9 protein-coding genes are annotated in these 18,182 nt (G+C 43.6%); 1 reads left to right on the top strand and 8 read right to left on the bottom strand.

What is annotated here, in order from left to right; genetic code table 11:
* Nucleotides 1-4: 4 nt before the first annotated feature.
* The 5 genes from AAGR14_RS17615 to AAGR14_RS17635 form a co-directional block, all read right to left on the bottom strand.
* Nucleotides 5-3,583 carry a VCBS repeat-containing protein gene (locus tag AAGR14_RS17615; protein ID WP_342645556.1) on the bottom strand — a complete coding sequence of 1,193 codons (3,579 nt, stop codon included), beginning with the start codon at nucleotides 3,581-3,583 and terminating at the stop codon, nucleotides 5-7.
* Nucleotides 3,584-3,708: 125 nt separating this feature from the next.
* Nucleotides 3,709-5,250, bottom strand: a complete 1,542-nt coding sequence (locus tag AAGR14_RS17620) for a RagB/SusD family nutrient uptake outer membrane protein (RefSeq protein WP_342645557.1) — start codon at nucleotides 5,248-5,250, stop codon at nucleotides 3,709-3,711.
* A gap of 27 nt (nucleotides 5,251-5,277) precedes the next feature.
* Complete coding sequence (locus tag AAGR14_RS17625; protein ID WP_342645558.1) at nucleotides 5,278-8,412, bottom strand: TonB-dependent receptor; 3,135 nt, start codon at nucleotides 8,410-8,412, stop codon at nucleotides 5,278-5,280.
* An 801-nt stretch (nucleotides 8,413-9,213) separates the two neighbouring features.
* Nucleotides 9,214-10,689 (bottom strand): family 43 glycosylhydrolase, encoded by a 1,476-nt coding sequence (locus AAGR14_RS17630; RefSeq protein ID WP_342645559.1) that lies wholly within the window; start codon nucleotides 10,687-10,689, stop codon nucleotides 9,214-9,216.
* 32 nt (nucleotides 10,690-10,721) lie between these two features.
* Nucleotides 10,722-11,459: a hypothetical protein gene (locus tag AAGR14_RS17635; protein ID WP_342645560.1), complete on the bottom strand. Its 738-nt coding sequence runs from the start codon at nucleotides 11,457-11,459 to the stop codon at nucleotides 10,722-10,724.
* A gap of 392 nt (nucleotides 11,460-11,851) precedes the next feature.
* Between AAGR14_RS17635 and uvrA the strand changes: the two genes are divergently transcribed.
* On the top strand, nucleotides 11,852-14,371 hold the full coding sequence (uvrA, locus tag AAGR14_RS17640; RefSeq protein ID WP_342645561.1) for an excinuclease ABC subunit UvrA: 2,520 nt from the start codon (nucleotides 11,852-11,854) through the stop codon (nucleotides 14,369-14,371).
* 548 nt (nucleotides 14,372-14,919) lie between these two features.
* Here the strand turns inward: uvrA and AAGR14_RS17645 are convergent.
* The 3 genes from AAGR14_RS17645 to AAGR14_RS17655 form a co-directional block, all read right to left on the bottom strand.
* Nucleotides 14,920-16,191 (bottom strand): Hsp70 family protein, encoded by a 1,272-nt coding sequence (locus tag AAGR14_RS17645; RefSeq protein ID WP_342645562.1) that lies wholly within the window; start codon nucleotides 16,189-16,191, stop codon nucleotides 14,920-14,922.
* A 525-nt stretch (nucleotides 16,192-16,716) separates the two neighbouring features.
* Nucleotides 16,717-17,469, bottom strand: coding sequence for a glucose 1-dehydrogenase (locus AAGR14_RS17650; protein WP_342645563.1), 753 nt, complete (start codon nucleotides 17,467-17,469; stop codon nucleotides 16,717-16,719).
* Between the two features lie 90 nt (nucleotides 17,470-17,559).
* A complete protein-coding gene (locus AAGR14_RS17655) occupies nucleotides 17,560-18,147 on the bottom strand; it encodes a Crp/Fnr family transcriptional regulator (RefSeq protein WP_342645564.1) in 588 nt (195 codons plus the stop codon).
* Between the last annotated feature and the right edge of the window lie 35 nt (nucleotides 18,148-18,182).

The following is an 18,182-nucleotide window of genomic DNA, read 5'->3' on the forward strand; positions in this document are numbered from 1 at the left end:
CTGTTTATTTTAATTTTACAACCCTTGACGTACCGTTGCCCTGAGTAAACGTTATACTGGCTACGTTACTATCTGCACTTACAAACCTGGCCGATTGCGACAAGAAAGAAGAGCCGTAGTATAACTCCTGCTTTGCTGTTAGCCCATTTTTGTAGTTAATAACTGCGCTTAACTCTAAAGCCTGCGGTTTAATTAACTGTACCTTTTTTTTGAGTGCAAATAGCTTTAAGGCATCCTTGTTTTGACTGGCGGCCAGCATGTACTTGCCATTACTGCCCTGTAATTTTACCAGCGCTTTGCCATTACCCGCAATATAGATACCGCTTTGCAGAATAGATAATGGCTTAAAACTACCTTTACCATCACCTTTAAGCATTAAGCCGTTAAATGCATCATAGCGGCCAACAGCTACATCAGTGCCATAATCGTTACCATTCATAATTACATCCAGGTTACCGTCGCCATCATAATCATCAACCGACATCCCATTTAATACAGATACTTGCGCCTGTTTGGGTAGTGGTATAATGGTAAATTTGCCGTTACCGTTGTTACGTAAATAAGCAGATTGCAGCATATTAGCTTTCAATCGTAATGCGTCTTTGCTTTGCTCGGGCGTAAGCAACTCATCCATAGTTGCCAAGGCATATGATTTGTAATTGGTAAAGCGCTTACGTAAGCTGATTAGCTGTTTTACAGCATCCTCGCGCACGTTGGCCGGGTATTCTTTTTTGCTACCATCGGGCGCGGGCAAGTATAAAGACATAAAGGCATCCAGGCGGCCGCGTTTGTCCATATCCTTAGCAATAATGCCTACCGGATATTGGTCGCTGGCTTTAAAAAACGAATTTAAACCGGCATTCCCCACAATGTAATCCGTAAGGCCCGTATGTCTGAAATCGCCAGCGGCAATGGTGTTCCACCAGCCTACCTGGTTGTTTATGCCTGTAGATGCAGTTGTATTTTCGAACTTACCTTTATTATTTCTTAAAAACGTTACCGGCATCCACTCGCCGGCCAGGATAAGATCGGGCCAGTTATCATTATCATAATCGGTAAACAAAGCATCGCAAACCAAGCCTGCGTTAGTCAAAGCAGGTGCCACCGTTGAGGTAACATCTGTAAACCTTGTTAGCCCATTCTGGCTATCATTTCTCAGCAATATACTCGAAACAGGCTTGGGATAAGCCCATGGTTCTACCCTGCCCGATACGAACAGGTCAAGCTTACCATCTTTATTAAAATCAACCGCACGCACGCAAAGCTTACTGGTGTAATTAGCCGGCAAGGCGTTTGTTGTTAAAGTGAAGCCGCCTTTGCCGTCATTAATCAATAGCCTGTCTTGATAAGATGTGCTACTCGCAGCCTGCTCATAGCCTCCACTGGCTATGTATATGTCGGGCTTACCGTCGGCATTGGCGTCAAACACTAATATTCCGGCGTCCTTCCATGGCTTTTCGGTTGTCTTATCATTTGATGATAAGCCCTTTTGTATAAACTTACCGCTGGCCTGTTGTAACAGCATTTGAGCAGGTGCAGTGGTGTTGCCGCCTACAATAATATCATCTAAACCATTACCATCTACATCGCCAACAGCAAGACCAGGGCTATATTCAGAAAACTTGTGCGGTAACAGCTTTTGAATATTAAAATCCACAAAATCTTCGTCAGTGTGTTTGTAGGTGATACCTGCAGTATGTGTTACATCGGTAAATAAAGCTGAAGACGCTTTAAGTGGTAGCTGCATATCATAAGCCTGGGCAGCATTCCTGATGTTTACTTTAAGTACCTGATTAGCCTTTACATTGCGCAGTACCTGCTTTTTATTGTTGGGCCAGCAAATGACAACCGAATCCAGTTTGGTAGTTTTACCCAAGCCAAAATGCGCCATATTTTGTATAGAAGACAGGTAGCCGCGATAAGGGTTGTTTTCATAAACCTGGTGCTGACCGTTGTTGTAATATATATCAGCCCATGCGCCTAACCCGTTAATGTTACTACCATCGCCGGTAAATTTTATTTGCAGGTAATGTGATGCATTTTTGCCTGCAGCATGGGCCGTATTTCTATAAATAAGCGCTTCATCATTGATGTTGTTCACGATCATATCTAAAGCGCCATCGTTATCCAGATCTGCGTAGGCCGCCCCGTTTGAAAACGAAGGCAGATTCATGCCCCAGGCATCCGAAACATTGGCGAAGGTGAGATCGCCCTTGTTTTTGAAACCGTAGTTGTGAATTTTTACAGAAGGAATTTGCGCTATCAGTTTTTGTTTTGAAGCCGTAGAGTAAGGATTTTCTCTGAAAGTTATAAAGTCGTGATCGGTTACATCTTTAGGATAACCGTTAGTCACGATAATATCGCGGTAACCATCATTGTCAAAATCGGTCACTAATGGAGCCCAACTCCAATCAGTTTCGGCAACCCCGCTCATAAAACCAATCTCGCTAAAAGCCGGACTGCCTACAGAATCATTTCCGTTTACCCTTGGCCCTTGGTTTAGTTGAAGCGTATTGCGAACGTATTGATACTGATAGCCGTAATGATCCATTAACTGAAATGTTTGATAGCTATTGGGCATCAGCATCATTTTTTTACGGTAATTATCTTCAGGACTCATATCCAGCTCAAATACGTCGGCCAGGCCATCGTTATTAATATCCTGAATATCTTGCCCCATCGCATTGAACGAGGTATGCTTAAAGTACTCCTTCGCCTTGTCGGTAAAGGTGCCATTTTGATTATTGATGTACAGAATGTTCGACGATAAAAAATCGTTGGTTACATAAATGTCTTTCCAGCCGTCACGATTAATATCAACCACGGTAGCCGCATGGCCATACCCTTCAATCAGTATACCTGCTTTAGCCGATACATTTTCGTAAACCGGGTGTTTGAGTTGTGCATTCCAAACATTTTTATACAACCGGCCTGTGCTGGGGCTACTGCCGTTTTTAACTACCGGCCTAAAGTTATTGGCATAATAAGATGCATCGGGCTCATTCACGGTAATGTACACATCTAATTTGCCGTCGTTATCATAATCAAAAAAGCTGGCCATCGTAGAGTGCGCCCTGATATCTAAGCCGTATGCTTTGGCTTGCTCTTGAAACTGAGGAACGCCGTTTTTGTCAACGCCTGTATTTATATACAGCAGGTTTTGCCTTTTGAGTGAATCTTTCACCAACGAATTGCATACATACAGGTCAAGTAACCCGTCGTTATTAATGTCTATCACCGCTATACCTCTTCCCCAACGGCCCTTACCATCCACACCAGCCCGGGCGGTAACATCTTCAAATTTAAAATTGCCTTTATTGATATAAAGTTTATTGGCTACCATGTTGCCGGTGAAATAAATATCGGGCAGGCCATCGTTGTTAAAATCGCCTATACCAACACCGCCGCCGTTGTACACATAGGCATTATCGAGCGGGTTGATAGAATCATTTTCGGTAATAAGATTTTTAAAATGAATACCCGACTGAGAGGCAGGTATTTGCTCAAACAGAGTGGGCTTGTGCTGCTGTTTACATGCCCCTAAAAAAGCTACTATTAATAAAGTAAAGTAAAGTTTTTGCATGCAGGCTTGGCTTAGATAATTGGTTATGCAAAATAAAATTAAATGGTATAATTACAACGGGCAAAGTACTGTAGCACAGCACTTCGCCCGTTGTAATTAAATTTACAAATTATGCAACTCCCTAATTACTGTAATTTCGGGTTGTTATCAAGTTCAGATTGCGGAATAGGCAAAAACTCTTTGGCCGGTGTATACCATGAAAGAGGCTCAGTTGTAAAATACCCTTTCTTTCTCCAACGTAATATGTCAATATTACGAATTTCTTCGCCGGCTAATTCTGCTGATTTTTCATGCAATAAAGCCTTAATTACATCAGTTTTGGTAGTAACCGGATATTGAGCGGTTGGATAGCTTGGCATAGCTACACTGGCCCTGCTCCTAACCTGGTTTAAATAACTTACGGCATTACTAAGGTTACCCGTTTCCAATTCACACTCGGCCAGCATTAACAGCACCTCGGCGTAACGGATGATGCGCTGATTGTTACCGCCCGGGTGAAAACCGGCTGCATCTTTACTCTCCTTGTAGATGATCATAAACTTGCGCCAGCTGGCCTTAACGGTGTTGCCACGCAGTTTCGAACTTTCACCGCCCTGGTCGCCATCTGTTAATACAGATTGCCCCTTGTTATAGGTATCACCGGACTGGTAAATGCTGTAACCATACCGCGGATCATTTTTAGCTGCGCCGGTAAGCGTATTCTCGTACTCGTTAAGTACTCTGTCTGAGGGTATAAGGTTACGCCAGGCCACCGGGTTATATTCCTGGTTACGGATAGTAGTTAACTCGGCAGTAGAGCCATCACCAGTACCGCTACCCCAGTTAAAATTATTGTTCCCCTTATCAACAAATATAACTTCGAGGATAGACTCTTTATTAAATTCCGTTTCTTCCTCAAAATTATCTAAGTACCTGTCAGTAAGTGCGTAACCATCTGCGCCACTGGTTGGAATATTTAAAAGTGCAGCTTTTGCACCGGCATAATCTCCGGTTTGCAATAATGTTCTGCCTAACATGGCATAGGCAGCCCCTTTGGTAGCGCGGCCTAAAGCTGTAGCCGATTTGCCGGGCAATACAGCTGCAGCGTCCTGCAAGTCTTTAACCGCTTGTGCAAATACGGCGGCTTGCGGCGATTTTGGCTGTACATCTGTAGGCGATGCAGCAGTTTTTGTGTAAATAGGCACGCTACCCCATTGGCTGGCCAACTCGTAGTAAGCCCAGCCACGTAAAAACTTAGCTTCGGCCACACACCTGTTCACAACAGCAGCATTATCGGTTGCACGGGGTGCGTAATCTAATACAGTATTAGCTCTGTTAATTACTACGTAAAGCGAATTCCATACCGAATTCATGACCGGGTTAGAGGGGTCAGTAACGCCCAGTAATATTTGCCTGCGGGGGGCTTCCAGTTGCGGACCGCCACTGGCTACATCATCACTGCGCAAATCATGAAGAAAGAACCATTCGCGGGCAACTAAGTTAAACCCTTTCCAGGCAGAATAAATAGCATTTGTACTTGCTTCGATCTCGCTGGCACTACTAAAATAAGTATTATTGGTTGGTTTATTTTGATTGGCTGTATCAAGCTCCTTATTACAAGAAACAATTACTCCTGTTGTGGCAATCCCGGCTGCCAATATCCCCACATAAATATATTTTCTTTTCATTATCTTATATTTTGAATTACTCAGTAATTAAAATCCAGCTTGTATACCAAATTGGAACGAGCGAGCAGACGGGTATTGTCCAAAATCAACACCATTGGTCAAGGTTCCGTTCTTTGAACCAATTTCAGGATCGTAGCCTTTGTAGCCGGTAAAAGTGAGCAGGTTGGTTGATGAAACAAATACTCTTAAACGTTTAATGGTTGACTTGCTCACTGATGTTAAGGCACTGGTAGGCAAGGTGTAACCTACTATCACGTTTTTCAGGCGCAGGTACGAACCATTTTCGATCCAACGAGATGATATCCTGCCATTACGGTTAGGGTCTCCGTTTACAGCGCGTGGCATATCGGTGTTGGTATTGCTTGGTGTCCAGGCGTTTAACACATTGGTTCCGGCGTTAAACAACCTCGACATTCCCTCCAATATAATTCTTGGAGTGTTGAGTATTTTATTGCCCTCTACACCCTGAAAAAACACTGAAGCATCGAAGTTTTTGTAAGAGGCTGAATAGTTAAGCGAATACGTGAATTTAGGCAAGAAGCTACCCAACCTGGTACGGTCGAAATTATCAATTACACCATCCGGAACTCCGTTTGGACCGCTTATATCTTTAAATTTGATGTCGCCGGGCGCTGCATTTGCCTGAGTTGGACTTGAAGCTATTTGTGCAGCATTCTGGAAAATACCATCGGTAACCCAACCATAAAAATATTGCACGCTTTCGCCTGCCCTGGTGTTGGTAAATGCATCACCACCACCTAAGTCAGGGTCGTTTCCTGATGGGATAGATGCGCTTGCAGTGTTTAAAAACAGTACTTTATTACGAATAGCGCTTACTAAAGCGGTAACATCATATTTAAAATCGCCCGTATTTTTGTGGTAACCTAACTGTAGCTCCACACCAGTGTTGCGCATACCGCCGGCGTTATCTAATGTTCCAGACCCTAAAAAGCCTAAGCTGTTCGCAGTTGGAACAACAATCATTAAGTTATCGGTCTGCCGCCTGAACAACTCTGCGGTTAAGGTAAACTTGTTTCTTAAGATACCAAAATCAACACCTACGTTTAACTGTTTGGTTTTTTCCCATTCCAAATTTGGATTAGTTATACCATCAATGTAAGATGAATTTGGTGTTAATGCATTACCGAACGCATAAACGGCGGCATTGGCCTGAACCGGTGCCAGGTAAGGGTAATTACCTAATGAGTTGGGATTGATACCGGTTTCGCCATAACTTGCTCTTAACTTTAGCTCGGATACGGTTTTACTGCTTTTTAAGAAATCTTCCTGATCTAATTTCCAACCTACTGATGCTGCAGGGAAGTTAGCATATTTCTTTCCCGGAGCCCATATTGATAAACCATCTCTGCGTATTGATGCCTGAAAGAGGTATTTACCTGCATAATCGTAATTAACACGACCTACATAGGAGGTTAAAAAGTTGCTTTCAACGCTGTTATCAGCTCCAATATTAGTAGCACCTGTTAAGGTTTTAATTAAGTTGGTAGACTGGTTACCAGTTTCAACCTGATTATTATAGTTTAACGATTGTGTTTCGAAAACCGCGGTTGCACCCAAATGATGCTTATCAAATGTTTTATCGTAGTTCAGTTGCTGAGTGAATAATTTAACCAATGTTGACTGCCTGCGATAACCTACCGATGCACTGGTTGATACACCAGTACCACCGTCGAAAAATATAGGGGTGTAATTATAAGTAGAGTTATTTAAATAATTAACTCCGAATGTAGATCTGAATTTTAGTGATGAAAGTATATTAACGTCTAAATAAGCAGATCCTAATAAGTTGAAAGAGTTAATACGGTTATTACCAACCAAAGCTGTTTCAATAGGGTTAATAGGATCTGAACCGTCAAAGCTGCTTATAGGCCCCTGAAAACCACCTACCTTAGTAGGGTCATAAACCGGAATATAAGGTGGCATTCTCAGTAAGTTGATGATTGACGTACGATTGGCCGCAAGCGTAGGATCATAACGTTGATGACTTACCGAGGTGTAAAGGTTTTGGCCAAAAGTAAATACCTTACTAATGATATGATCAGAATTGATTCGGTAATTTAAACGCTCAAAATTAAGTGCCTGCGCAATACCATTTTGTTTGAAGTAACCCGCAGAAGTGTGAAACCGCGAAACATCATTACCACCGCTTAAGCCCACATTACTGCCTGTTAACAAAGCATTTTTTATAAAATACTCATCTTGCCAGTCGGTATTGGTTTGTGCATAAGTTTGGTTGGCACCGGCATATATAGGCGCATTAAAGTTAGCCGGTTTAAAACGATCAATGCTCCCGTAAACGCCTAAGTTTTTGGCGTATTGCAGGTACTGATCGGTGTTTAATAAATCTAACTTTTTGATCGGGCTTTGTACACCTGCGTAAGAATCGAGCGTAACATTTACTTTGCCGTTGCGCGAACCTTTTTTGGTAGTTACGATAATAACACCGTTGGTGGCTCTTGAGCCGTAAATGGCTGCAGTACTCGCATCTTTTAAAACGTCTACGCGTTCAATGTCTTTAGCATCATACTGTTGCAAGCCGGTGGTTAACGGAAAGCCGTCAACTACATACAACGGATCGGAAGCAAAACTTACTGAACTGATACCACGAATAGTAACCAAAGGGGCACTGCCCGGCGATCCGTTGTTGGTAACATTTAAACCGGCAACTCTGCCCTGCAAAGCCTGGTCAATACCAGCTACGGGCAATATGGTAACCGTTGCTGCACTAACTGATGATATGGCACCTGTTACGGTAGCTCTGCGTTGTGAACCGTACCCTACCACCACAACTTCACTTAAAGAACCTGATGTTGCCTGTTTTAATTGAACTGTAATTTCTGTACGGCCACCAAGAGCTACTTCCTGACTGGCGTAACCTACGTAGCTTATTACTAAGGTACTGTTGGCCGACGGGGCATTGATACGGAAACGGCCATTATCATCGGTAGTTTGACCGCCGGCAGTACCTTTAACTCTTACGGTTACCCCCACAAGTGCCTTACCGGTTTCATCTGTAACTACACCAGTAACCGGTACCGCCATCTTCTGATTCTGTGATGTTAGTGGTGTTACCGGAGCAGCAATTGTTGCATCCGCAGTAGTAAGTGAAATTAGCCCGATGAGCGGGAGGCATAATTTCATTTTTTTAACAAGTAAATAATACTGCATAATTAGTTTGTTAGGTTAATACTCTTTTATAATTGATTAAAATTGGAGTTGATTAGTAATGCCTGCATTGACGATGCAATACGCCATGCTAATGAGAAGTTACTCTCATAAATTATTTTTTAATAAGTGGTTATAATTGGGTTTATTCAGCGCCGAAATACTTCTGAAATCAGTGCTATTACAGAGGTCTAAAGTATGTTTATATGCCTTAGCGCAAGTATCACAAATGTTACTAATTGGGTATCCAAATGTTAAACAGCTGTATTTGTTCACGTTTTAAAACAGCCATAGCAGCACTCAAAGGCCGTTTTTAACCAAAACGCTACAAAATAGTTAAGTATGAGTTATTATAAGGTTGACGTATTTAGCTTACATTTTTCCTCGCGTTACCAATTACGTATAGCCGTGTAATTTTATATACCTGTTGTTAAATTTCGGAGTATTTGAAAGTTGTTAAGACTCGTAATATTCAGGTACTGTTAGCAAATAACAAGGCCTTTAAATCATTTAATTTAAAGGCCTTGTTATTTGCTGAGTGCTATACTAACAGTAAGTTTTTGAAAAAATATACTTAAAGAATGGCGCTGGATTTAACTAAATATTCACGTTTTTTTCTTTTAAACACTTCACATAAACAGTTAAAAAAAGCTATTGAAAATACTACTGGCTTATAACATTACTGTAATTCCCTTGCTATGATATAACAGCTATGATAAGTCTGCCGCTTTTCAGCTAAGTTTTATCAGAACTAAACTTTGCGCCAAAACCTCCTATTTATTTCAGGCCGAGATATGTTTTGAAATTCCATTTAGAATTATCACTATCCATATTGAATTTGGCAAGTGTTGGAGTGCTATCACCCAAAGAAACCAATGCCAGTCTGTCTTTTGACTGAGGCACCAGTTTAGGCATGATCCGGTAAGTGCCATCGGTGAGCTGATCGATCTGCCAGAGTTGCTCAGGTGCCCCGGTAAATGACGGAACCGTTACTACCTCGGCTTCTGCAGTTGCGGCAAGAGCTCTCTCTGTACCAGTTATAATTATTTTATAATAAGGTGCTCCTAAATATCCACCAGCACCCGGAACCGCTTGAATGGTCCATTGCTGATGCGGGCGATGCATGTAATCGCCTGTCCGTACATTAATGTTGCCAGTTGGCCAGGTATTAAGTACATCCGCCAGCTCCTGTGGCGGAACCGGTTTAACCGGTTCATCAGCGTCGCGGTCCGGTCTGCGCATGCCGCCCGACATACGTACAAAATCAACGCCTAATTCAAGCGCGTATCCCCTTCTTTCTGATTCTATCTCATAAGTTCCTTCTTTAAAGTTGTTGCCGGCAACAGGCCATCCGTTTTTCCATAGTAAAGGGCGTATACCTAATACACTACGGCCACTTTGATCCAAGTCGGCCTCATAATGGCAAGACATTTTTTGAACGCCGTTTTCCTGAACTATGCGCCCGAAATGCCCAGGGCCAATAAGCCGGCTACCGGCAGCCAGAACCATTTTACCCCCGCCTTTCAGCATATCACGCCCTACATTGTCGAGGTAAGGACCGGTTACCTTTCTTGATCGGCCAACCACAATATTATAGGTGGAATTTGCACCATCACAGCATGTGCCATGCGTACCCAGCAAGTAGTACCAGCCATCCTGATAGATTAAGTCAGTAGCTTCGCAATCGATTGCAATATTGATCGACTTGTTACCTGCTTTACGCATTCCGGTGCGAGGGTCTAATTCAATCAAACGAATAAAACCAAAGTAAGTACCATAGGATAACCAGAGCCGGCCATCTTTAGGATCTAACAGCAAGCCGGGATCTATAGCGTCATTATCTTCTAAACCATCAGATGAAGCCACTACCACTGGCTGCGAGTACTTAAAATCAGGTGATTTAGGATCGAGTGTTTTGTTCCACATAGTGAGTATTTTCCCGTTATGTCCGCCGCCTAAGCCTCCGCCAGTTTCACCATATACAACCAGGAAACGGTCACCTATTTTCACTACATCAGGTGCAGCACCGCCGCCTGGCCTTTCCGCGCCCGGGTTCCAGGTCCAGCCATCTGCTGATATCAGACCGCCGCCGCGTGTGCCAAAGGTATAGTACTTTCCATCACACGCTGTAATCGTTGACGGATCGTGTATAAAGGGTTTTCCTACCTGTGCAGTAAGCTGCCTTGTTGAACAAAGCGTAAACAACGTTATAATAAGTGCTAATCTTAATTTAATTATATTTTGAATTGGCATACAAATGAGATATAATACAGGGTGATCAGCTACTATTGATAACTTACGGTAAGGTCTTTGAGCGGCTCGCCTTTGCTGTCTAAAAAGCGGACGCAAAAATCGCTCATTCCGGGACCATTAATTACAGCTCCGCGTACAATGTTTTTTCCTTTATGCAGGGTGAGGCGGGTAGATACACCATCGTCCATTACCATACGTCTGTCGCCTGATAGCAGCAGGGTCTCTTTTTCATTTACCCACCACATAGATGCTGAATTTGATCCAACTGCCAACCTAACGTCCTTCATCTCGCGGGGACTGTTTACCACCGTTACCGTCCAAAACAAAACACCATAAACCTGCTTTTTTAAACCGGAGGCAAACCGGAAGAGCTTTACATTAAAATTTTTACTCTCTAATGCATGCCAGGCAAGTTGCTGCCCATCTGCCATCACTTTTTCACCATTTTTGGGTATAACCGAAAACTGATTTGGAAAATATTCCTTCGTGAACGCTTTTTTCAAGTAACTGTCGGTAAAGACAACGTTGCTTCGGTTGGGCTTATTAATAGGCTCCAGAAGCAGCCATCTGTGGATAAAACCTTCAGCGTCGGGTGTGATTTTTGCTGCTGTTGCCGAAGTAAAGTAAGATGTTAAATTTTGTGTTGTATCACTTTTAACAACTACAGTAGCCGGATTGCCAGTGTGGGCTGATGAGCTTTCTACTCCTGCACTAAGCAAAATTGCAAAGCCCACCGCCGGCAGCAAGACCTGGCGCTTAATTTTTATCATGATATTTTATAGTTTATAATGGTTGCTTTAGCGAGAGATGATAACATCTTTCTGTAAATCTAATAAAAATAAACTTTCTCTTAACTGCTAATATTGGTGTAAAATATTTTTAATACACCAGACTTAAAGCTATGGGTTGGTAAGCTTACATGTGTTTGACGAACAGCTTTCGTTGATGTTAATAAAAAGACATCAAGCCGTATTTTCAAAACACTGAAAACAACCACACATGATAAAGAAAGAATGCCTGATACAAGCAATCATGAAAAAGCAAAGAATTATAACCCAAAAACGGGCATTCTCTCAAATATTCACAAACAAAAAAGCATCCCTCTGTCATACTGTAAAGTACGAATCCGAAACAGAACCGCCTCTTTTGGCGTTCGTTTTTTATGGACAAAACAGACCTGACCGGCTTTGTACGCGTTAAAGGCGCAAGGGAGCATAACCTGAAAAACATTAGTGTAGATATCCCGCGTGATGCGCTGGTTGTTTTTACCGGTGTTTCTGGCTCAGGTAAATCATCGCTCGCCTTTGGTACGTTATATGCCGAGGCGCAGCGACGCTATCTGGAGTCGGTATCGCCTTACGCCCGCAGGCTCTTCAATCAAATGTCTATTCCCGAAGTGGATGACATTGAAGGCTTGCCGCCGGCAGTGGCTTTACAGCAGCAGCGCGGCGCCGTGAGTACGCGTTCTTCGGTAGGTAGTGTAACCACCATATCTAACCTGTTAAGGATGCTTTACTCCCGTGCCGGTGATTATCCTGCCGGCCAGGACATTATTTATGCGGAGTCTTTTTCTGCCAACACGCCTGAAGGTGCCTGCACCGAGTGCCATGGCCTTGGCCGTGTTTACCAGGTTACTGAACAGTCTATGGTTCCGGATGATAGCCTGACTATCCGCCAAAAAGCGGTAGCAGCCTGGCCAACCGCCTGGGGCGGACAAAACCAGCGCGATATACTAACATCCATGGGCATTAATGTAGATGTGCCCTGGCGTGAACTTCCTAAAAAAACAAGAGACTGGATTTTATTTACCGATGAACAGCCCCAGCTACCTGTTTACCCGGGGCTGGATCTTGAAAAAACCCAAAAAGCAATTAAGCATAAGCGGCAACCCGATTATATGGGCACTTTTACCGGTGTAAAGCGTTATGTGATGCAGACTTTTGCCACTACGCAAAGTCAGCTGATGAAAAAACGCGTCGCGCAATATATGCTAAGCAGTGAGTGCCCGCTTTGCCTGGGTAAACGCCTCCGGAAAGAGTCATTGTCGGTAAAATTTGCTGGTTTGGATATCGCCGATATGTCTAAACAAACATTAGCCCAACTACACCAGCTATTTGAGCCGTATGCTGCTGGCCAAATGCAAAGCGGACAACATGCCGACCATCCTGAAAAATTAATTGTTACCCGGCGTATTGCCCAAGATTTATGCGCACGCCTCAATATTATGCTCGACCTGGGTTTAGGCTATTTGACGCCGGAACGCAATACGCCCACCCTATCACCAGGCGAATTACAGCGTTTGCGACTGGCTACGCAGGTTCGGTCTAACCTGTTTGGTGTAGTCTATGTGCTTGATGAGCCCTCCGCCGGTTTGCACCCTGCCGATACTGCCTCTTTGCTGCGTGCCCTGGATAAGCTTAAGGTCGCAGGTAATTCCCTGTTTGTTGTTGAGCATGAAATTGATATTATACGGCATGCAGATTGGATTATTGACGTTGGCCCCGGCGCCGGCCAGCATGGCGGACAGATATTATATAGCGGCAGGCCGGATGGTTTGCAGAAAGTTGAAAGCAGTATTACACGAAAATATATCTATAATGAAAGCGCAAAAGTAACCGGCCCGGTGCGTAAACCCAATGGCTGGCTAAAGCTGGAAGGTTTAACCAGAAATAATTTAAATGAACTGGATGCCGCTTTTCCGCTTGGCGTACTGACCAGCGTAACCGGAGTATCCGGTTCAGGAAAAAGCACCCTGGTTAGCCAGGTATTGGTTGAGCTGGTAGCAGCACAATTGGGGCTTAAATTAACAGAGGCGGAGGAAGAAACAGACCCGCTGGCAGACGAAAGGGTGATAACCCTGGGCGGACAAATTACTGATGGCATGCAGCACATCAAACGGCTGGTGGTGGTGGATCAAAAGCCTATCGGCCGTACGCCGAGGTCTAACCTGGCTACGTATACCGGTTTATTTGACCATGTCCGTAAACTATTTGCGGCTACTAAACTTGCCAAAAGCCGAAAGTATGATGCCGGCCGGTTCTCTTTCAATGTGGTGAAAGGCCGGTGCCCGCATTGTGAAGGTGAGGGCTTTGTGATGATTGAACTATTATTTTTACCCAGCGTATATGCCCCTTGTCCTACCTGTGATGGTACCCGTTATAACTCGCAAACGCTGGAGGTATTGTATAAAGACAAGAACATTGCAGACGTACTAAACATGACGGTTGATGAAGCAGCTGATTTTTTTGATGAAGAACTTGCTATCAGCCGGGCCTTGCAAGTGGTGAGCGAGGTGGGGCTGGGTTACCTGCGCCTTGGGCAATCAGCCACCGAGCTTTCGGGCGGCGAGGCACAGCGGATTAAGCTGGCCACCGAGTTACAACGGGCGCAACACGGCCAAACGCTTTACATACTGGATGAGCCCACCACAGGACTTCACCCGTCTGACGTAGAACGGTTGCTAAAGCAATGTAACCGTTTGGTTGATGCAGGTAATACCGTGATTGCTATTGAACATGATATGATGGTGGTTGCTAAAAGTGATTGGGTAGTTGACATTGGTCCTGATGCTGGTGACAAAGGTGGCACCATAGTGGCTCAAGGTATTCCTGAAGATGTTGCTAATAGTAAACAAAGCAAAACGGCACCGTATCTGCGCAACACAATCCACAGTAAATCATAATAAATAACGAGGTATCTTTTTTCTGGTAAGCTTGATAATATCCTGTTTACAGACTGCCATGCATTATTATGGTAACGCATGGTGTTCTTTGCCATCAAGCATATTGCTAAACTTCTGGCCATTCAATTTGTCAGTAGCTCATATTTTTTATTTGACGGATTAATTAATACGTTGAAGGTTACACCGATGTCTTATCCATTCGCAGTGGATGCTTGCCGGTGAACTGTTACAGGTCGCAGTTGCAAAGGTGTCGTCTTTTCACCAGCGTCAACAAATAACAAAAAGATGAAATGGTAAGGTTTACAGAAGTTTTTCTGTTTTGCATTATTGGGCCACGCGGTTAACGATGTATGAATACCATGGCTTTAGCTTGTTAAATGTGGCTGATATATTTCACCCATGGTCATATTATAGAAACTCCGTAGTTATAAGCAACCCGAAACTCATAGGTAAGCGAATTTGATAGCTTACATTAACATACTAAAAAGGTCCATCAAAACCCGTTCATTTATCTTATCTGGGCTTAACTTTCCTCCGGTTGAACAGTTCTACTTCGAATTAAACAAATAGCCACTGTAAGCCAGCCCGGTGGCCACACTCCTAAAGTGATCTCCGGTGTTCAGCGCAGCTTCAGGAAAGCGGCTCTGGAATAGTTGCCGGATGCTCTTTACCTGGGAAGTTCCGCCCGTAAGAAACAAGCTGTCAATATCACCTGGAGCAATATGCTTATCCCTCATAAACTGGTCCAGGTAGTCTGCAATCCGACGAACCTCCTTACCGACAATAGACTCATACTCTGCCAACAGAACATCCTCTTCAATATCAATACCGAGTTGATGATACCTGAACACCGCTTGTTCATTGCCCGATAGTGAGATTTTGGCCTGCTCAATAGCCTGGAAGACGGAGTAGCCCAAGTTGTGCTCAATAAGCGTCATCAGGTTTTTAAACTTCGCGTCCTTGCCCGAAAAATAATAATAGTCCTCCAGTTCTTTTTGAATGCGCGGCCCGTTAAAGAAGTTCATTTGCTCCCAAGAACAGATCCGGCCAAAAAGCGACTTGGGTACGGTTAAACGCTTACCCGGCGTGGCTTCATATTGGGTGTGTTTTCCAAAGTAAGGCGTTCCTCTTTCCCACATAAACGCCGCATCCAGGCTATCGCCACCAACATAAATTCCGCCGGTAGCCATCATATCGCTTTTCCGGTCCTGGTAGTCTGCTTTCTGCGGATCCAAGGTCAGGTACGTAAAATCTGTTGTCCCACCGCCCAGATCGGCAACCAGTACCCGCTCCCTGCGCTTTAAAGTTCGTTCGTAAGCAAAGGCAGCGCCAATAGGTTCAAACTGGAAACGTACATCTTTAAACCCCGCCAGCGCGGCGGCTTTGCTTAGCCGGGTCTGCGCCAAGGTATCTTTTTGTAAACTGTCATCATCAAAATGAACCGGTCGCCCGATGACTGCCTTACGCACATCCTGACCCGTTAGGCGATCTGCCCGCATCTTAAGCTCTGAGAGGATGATTGCTACCAGTTCTGCAGCATTGTATCGGCGGTTTTGGATACGCGTTTCGGTAAAGCTTGGCCGGGACAAAACCTGTTTCACAGATTTAATAAAGCGCCCCTTCATACCTTCGGCAAGGTAAGCGGCAATGGCTTCCTCACCTACCACAAAGCTGGGCGATCCGTCCGCATTCCGGTGTTCGGCAAAGTAGATCAACGACGGAATCAGCAGTGTGTGCTCGATTTGCCGGGTGGTTTCGTTATAAATGGCCAGGGCCGAATTGGTTGTTCCGAAGTCAATGCCATATAAATAAGTATCCATATGCGGGTGCTGTACAGGGGTAAAAAGTAAACGGGGCTGCGAAACTAAAAAATCTTGGTGAAATTGCAGCCTCCTTCTGCAATTGCCTTAAAATATACAGACAAGTATTCCCCTTTTGTATTTTGAATCAAGCCATTGATTTAACCCTGCGTATGCCCTCCGGAGGTGGCAAAACTTCTCCTGGCACAAACCGATATTTACAGCATGTTAAAAAATAGTAGCATATAAGAAAACAACCTGTACTATGGTGCAGATTGTTCAAGTTAAAGCTAATCCTTAAAAACCGTTCATCCCTCCTGATACTGAAGTTTGTTCGCCGGTAAATCGTTTTCACTACCTTTCAGCAGCTTCATGGCTCAAAGCAAAATTGCCAAACATTTTGCACCAGCCGGGGCAAAATGTTTGGCAATAGCTACACGTATACCTTAAATGCACAATTACCACAGCAACCTTATTAATTAAACTATTTATTTGAATAAGATTTTAGAATTTACAGAAAGGATGTGAGTTTAAGACTGACAGGGATTACTTAGCCAGGTAAGTCATCCCACCATCAACAATAAGTTCGGCACCCAGCATAAACGAAGAATCATCAGAAGCCAGGAATACCGCTGTTTTACCGATGTCTGATGGTTGCCCGATTCTGCCTATGGGCATTGTACCTGCAAAATGTTGTTTTACAGCTTCAATCTGTTCGGCCGGAACAAACTTGTCAAAAGCAGGGGTATCTGTAGTACCTGGCGTAATTACGTTAACCCTTATTTTTCTTGCTAACAGGTCGTTGGAGAAACTTTTGGCCAAAAATATCACGGCGGCTTTTGCAGCACCGTAAAGCCCGAATGATGGATAGGCCCGATGAGCGGCATTTGACCCGATCAGGATGATGGAACCACCATCAGACATGTATGGCAACGCTTTCTGAACAGTGAAGTAAACGCTTTTCAAATTAAGATCCATCGTCTTATTATAATCAGCTTCGCTTACATCTGCTACAGTTCCGGTAGTGCCGGCACCTGCATTGGCCACTAATACGTCTATTTTACCAAACTTTTCAGCTGTATCTTTAAACGCCCTTTCCAGGTCGGCAAGGCTGGTCACATCTGCATTAATAGAGATAAAATTACCTCCGAGCTGAGATGCGGCATGGGTTAAAGTTTTTTGATTTCTGCCAATAATGGTTCCGATGCCGCCTTCGTCATAAAACGCTTCGGCAATACCAAATCCGATACCGCTATTGCCACCTGTAATAACGGCGACTTTGTTCTTTAATTTGCTCATGATCTTTCGTATTTAATTTACTCAAAGATGTAGCTTGCAACGAAGCTGCATCTTACCATAAGTCATTAAATACGCTTACCAAAGATCAATTTACTTTAAAGAGCTCTTTCTGATCCGGCTCAAACTTTCCGGCGTTAAGCCGAGATAAGATGCGATCAAATTTTGCGGAAACCGCTGCAAAAAGTGGGGATAATCATGAACAAGTTCCTGAAAACGTTCTTCGCCGGTTTGACTGATAGACGATTGGGTTCTCTTTTGTACGGCGATAGTATAGTTTTGACTGAGTACGTTTTGCATTGCAGAAAATGCAGGGATAGGCTTGATAAATTCTTCAACAACGTCGTGAGTAATTTGTAAAATCTCCATATCCTCAAGCGCTTCAATATTAAAACGGCTTGGTATTTTTTTATAAAAACTTTCAAAGTCAACCAGCCACCAAGTCTCTACGCTCAGTTTTAAGATGTGCTCATGCCCCTTCTCATCTACTGTAAACGTTTTTGCAGCACCTTTCACAATAAAGCCGGTATACTTACAAACATCTCCTTCCTGCAAAAAAAATTGCCGCTTTCGGATTCGTTTTGGTTTAAAGTGTGTCACAAACAATTGTTTTTCTTCCGCTGAAAGCTTCAAGCCGGATAGCTCTTCGACATACTGGTAAAGGACTTCGAAATTGGACATTTTTTAAATATAGTAGATCATATCAAAAATATATC

The organism is Mucilaginibacter sp. CSA2-8R (assembly GCF_038806765.1).
Classification (GTDB): Bacteria; Bacteroidota; Bacteroidia; order Sphingobacteriales; family Sphingobacteriaceae; genus Mucilaginibacter.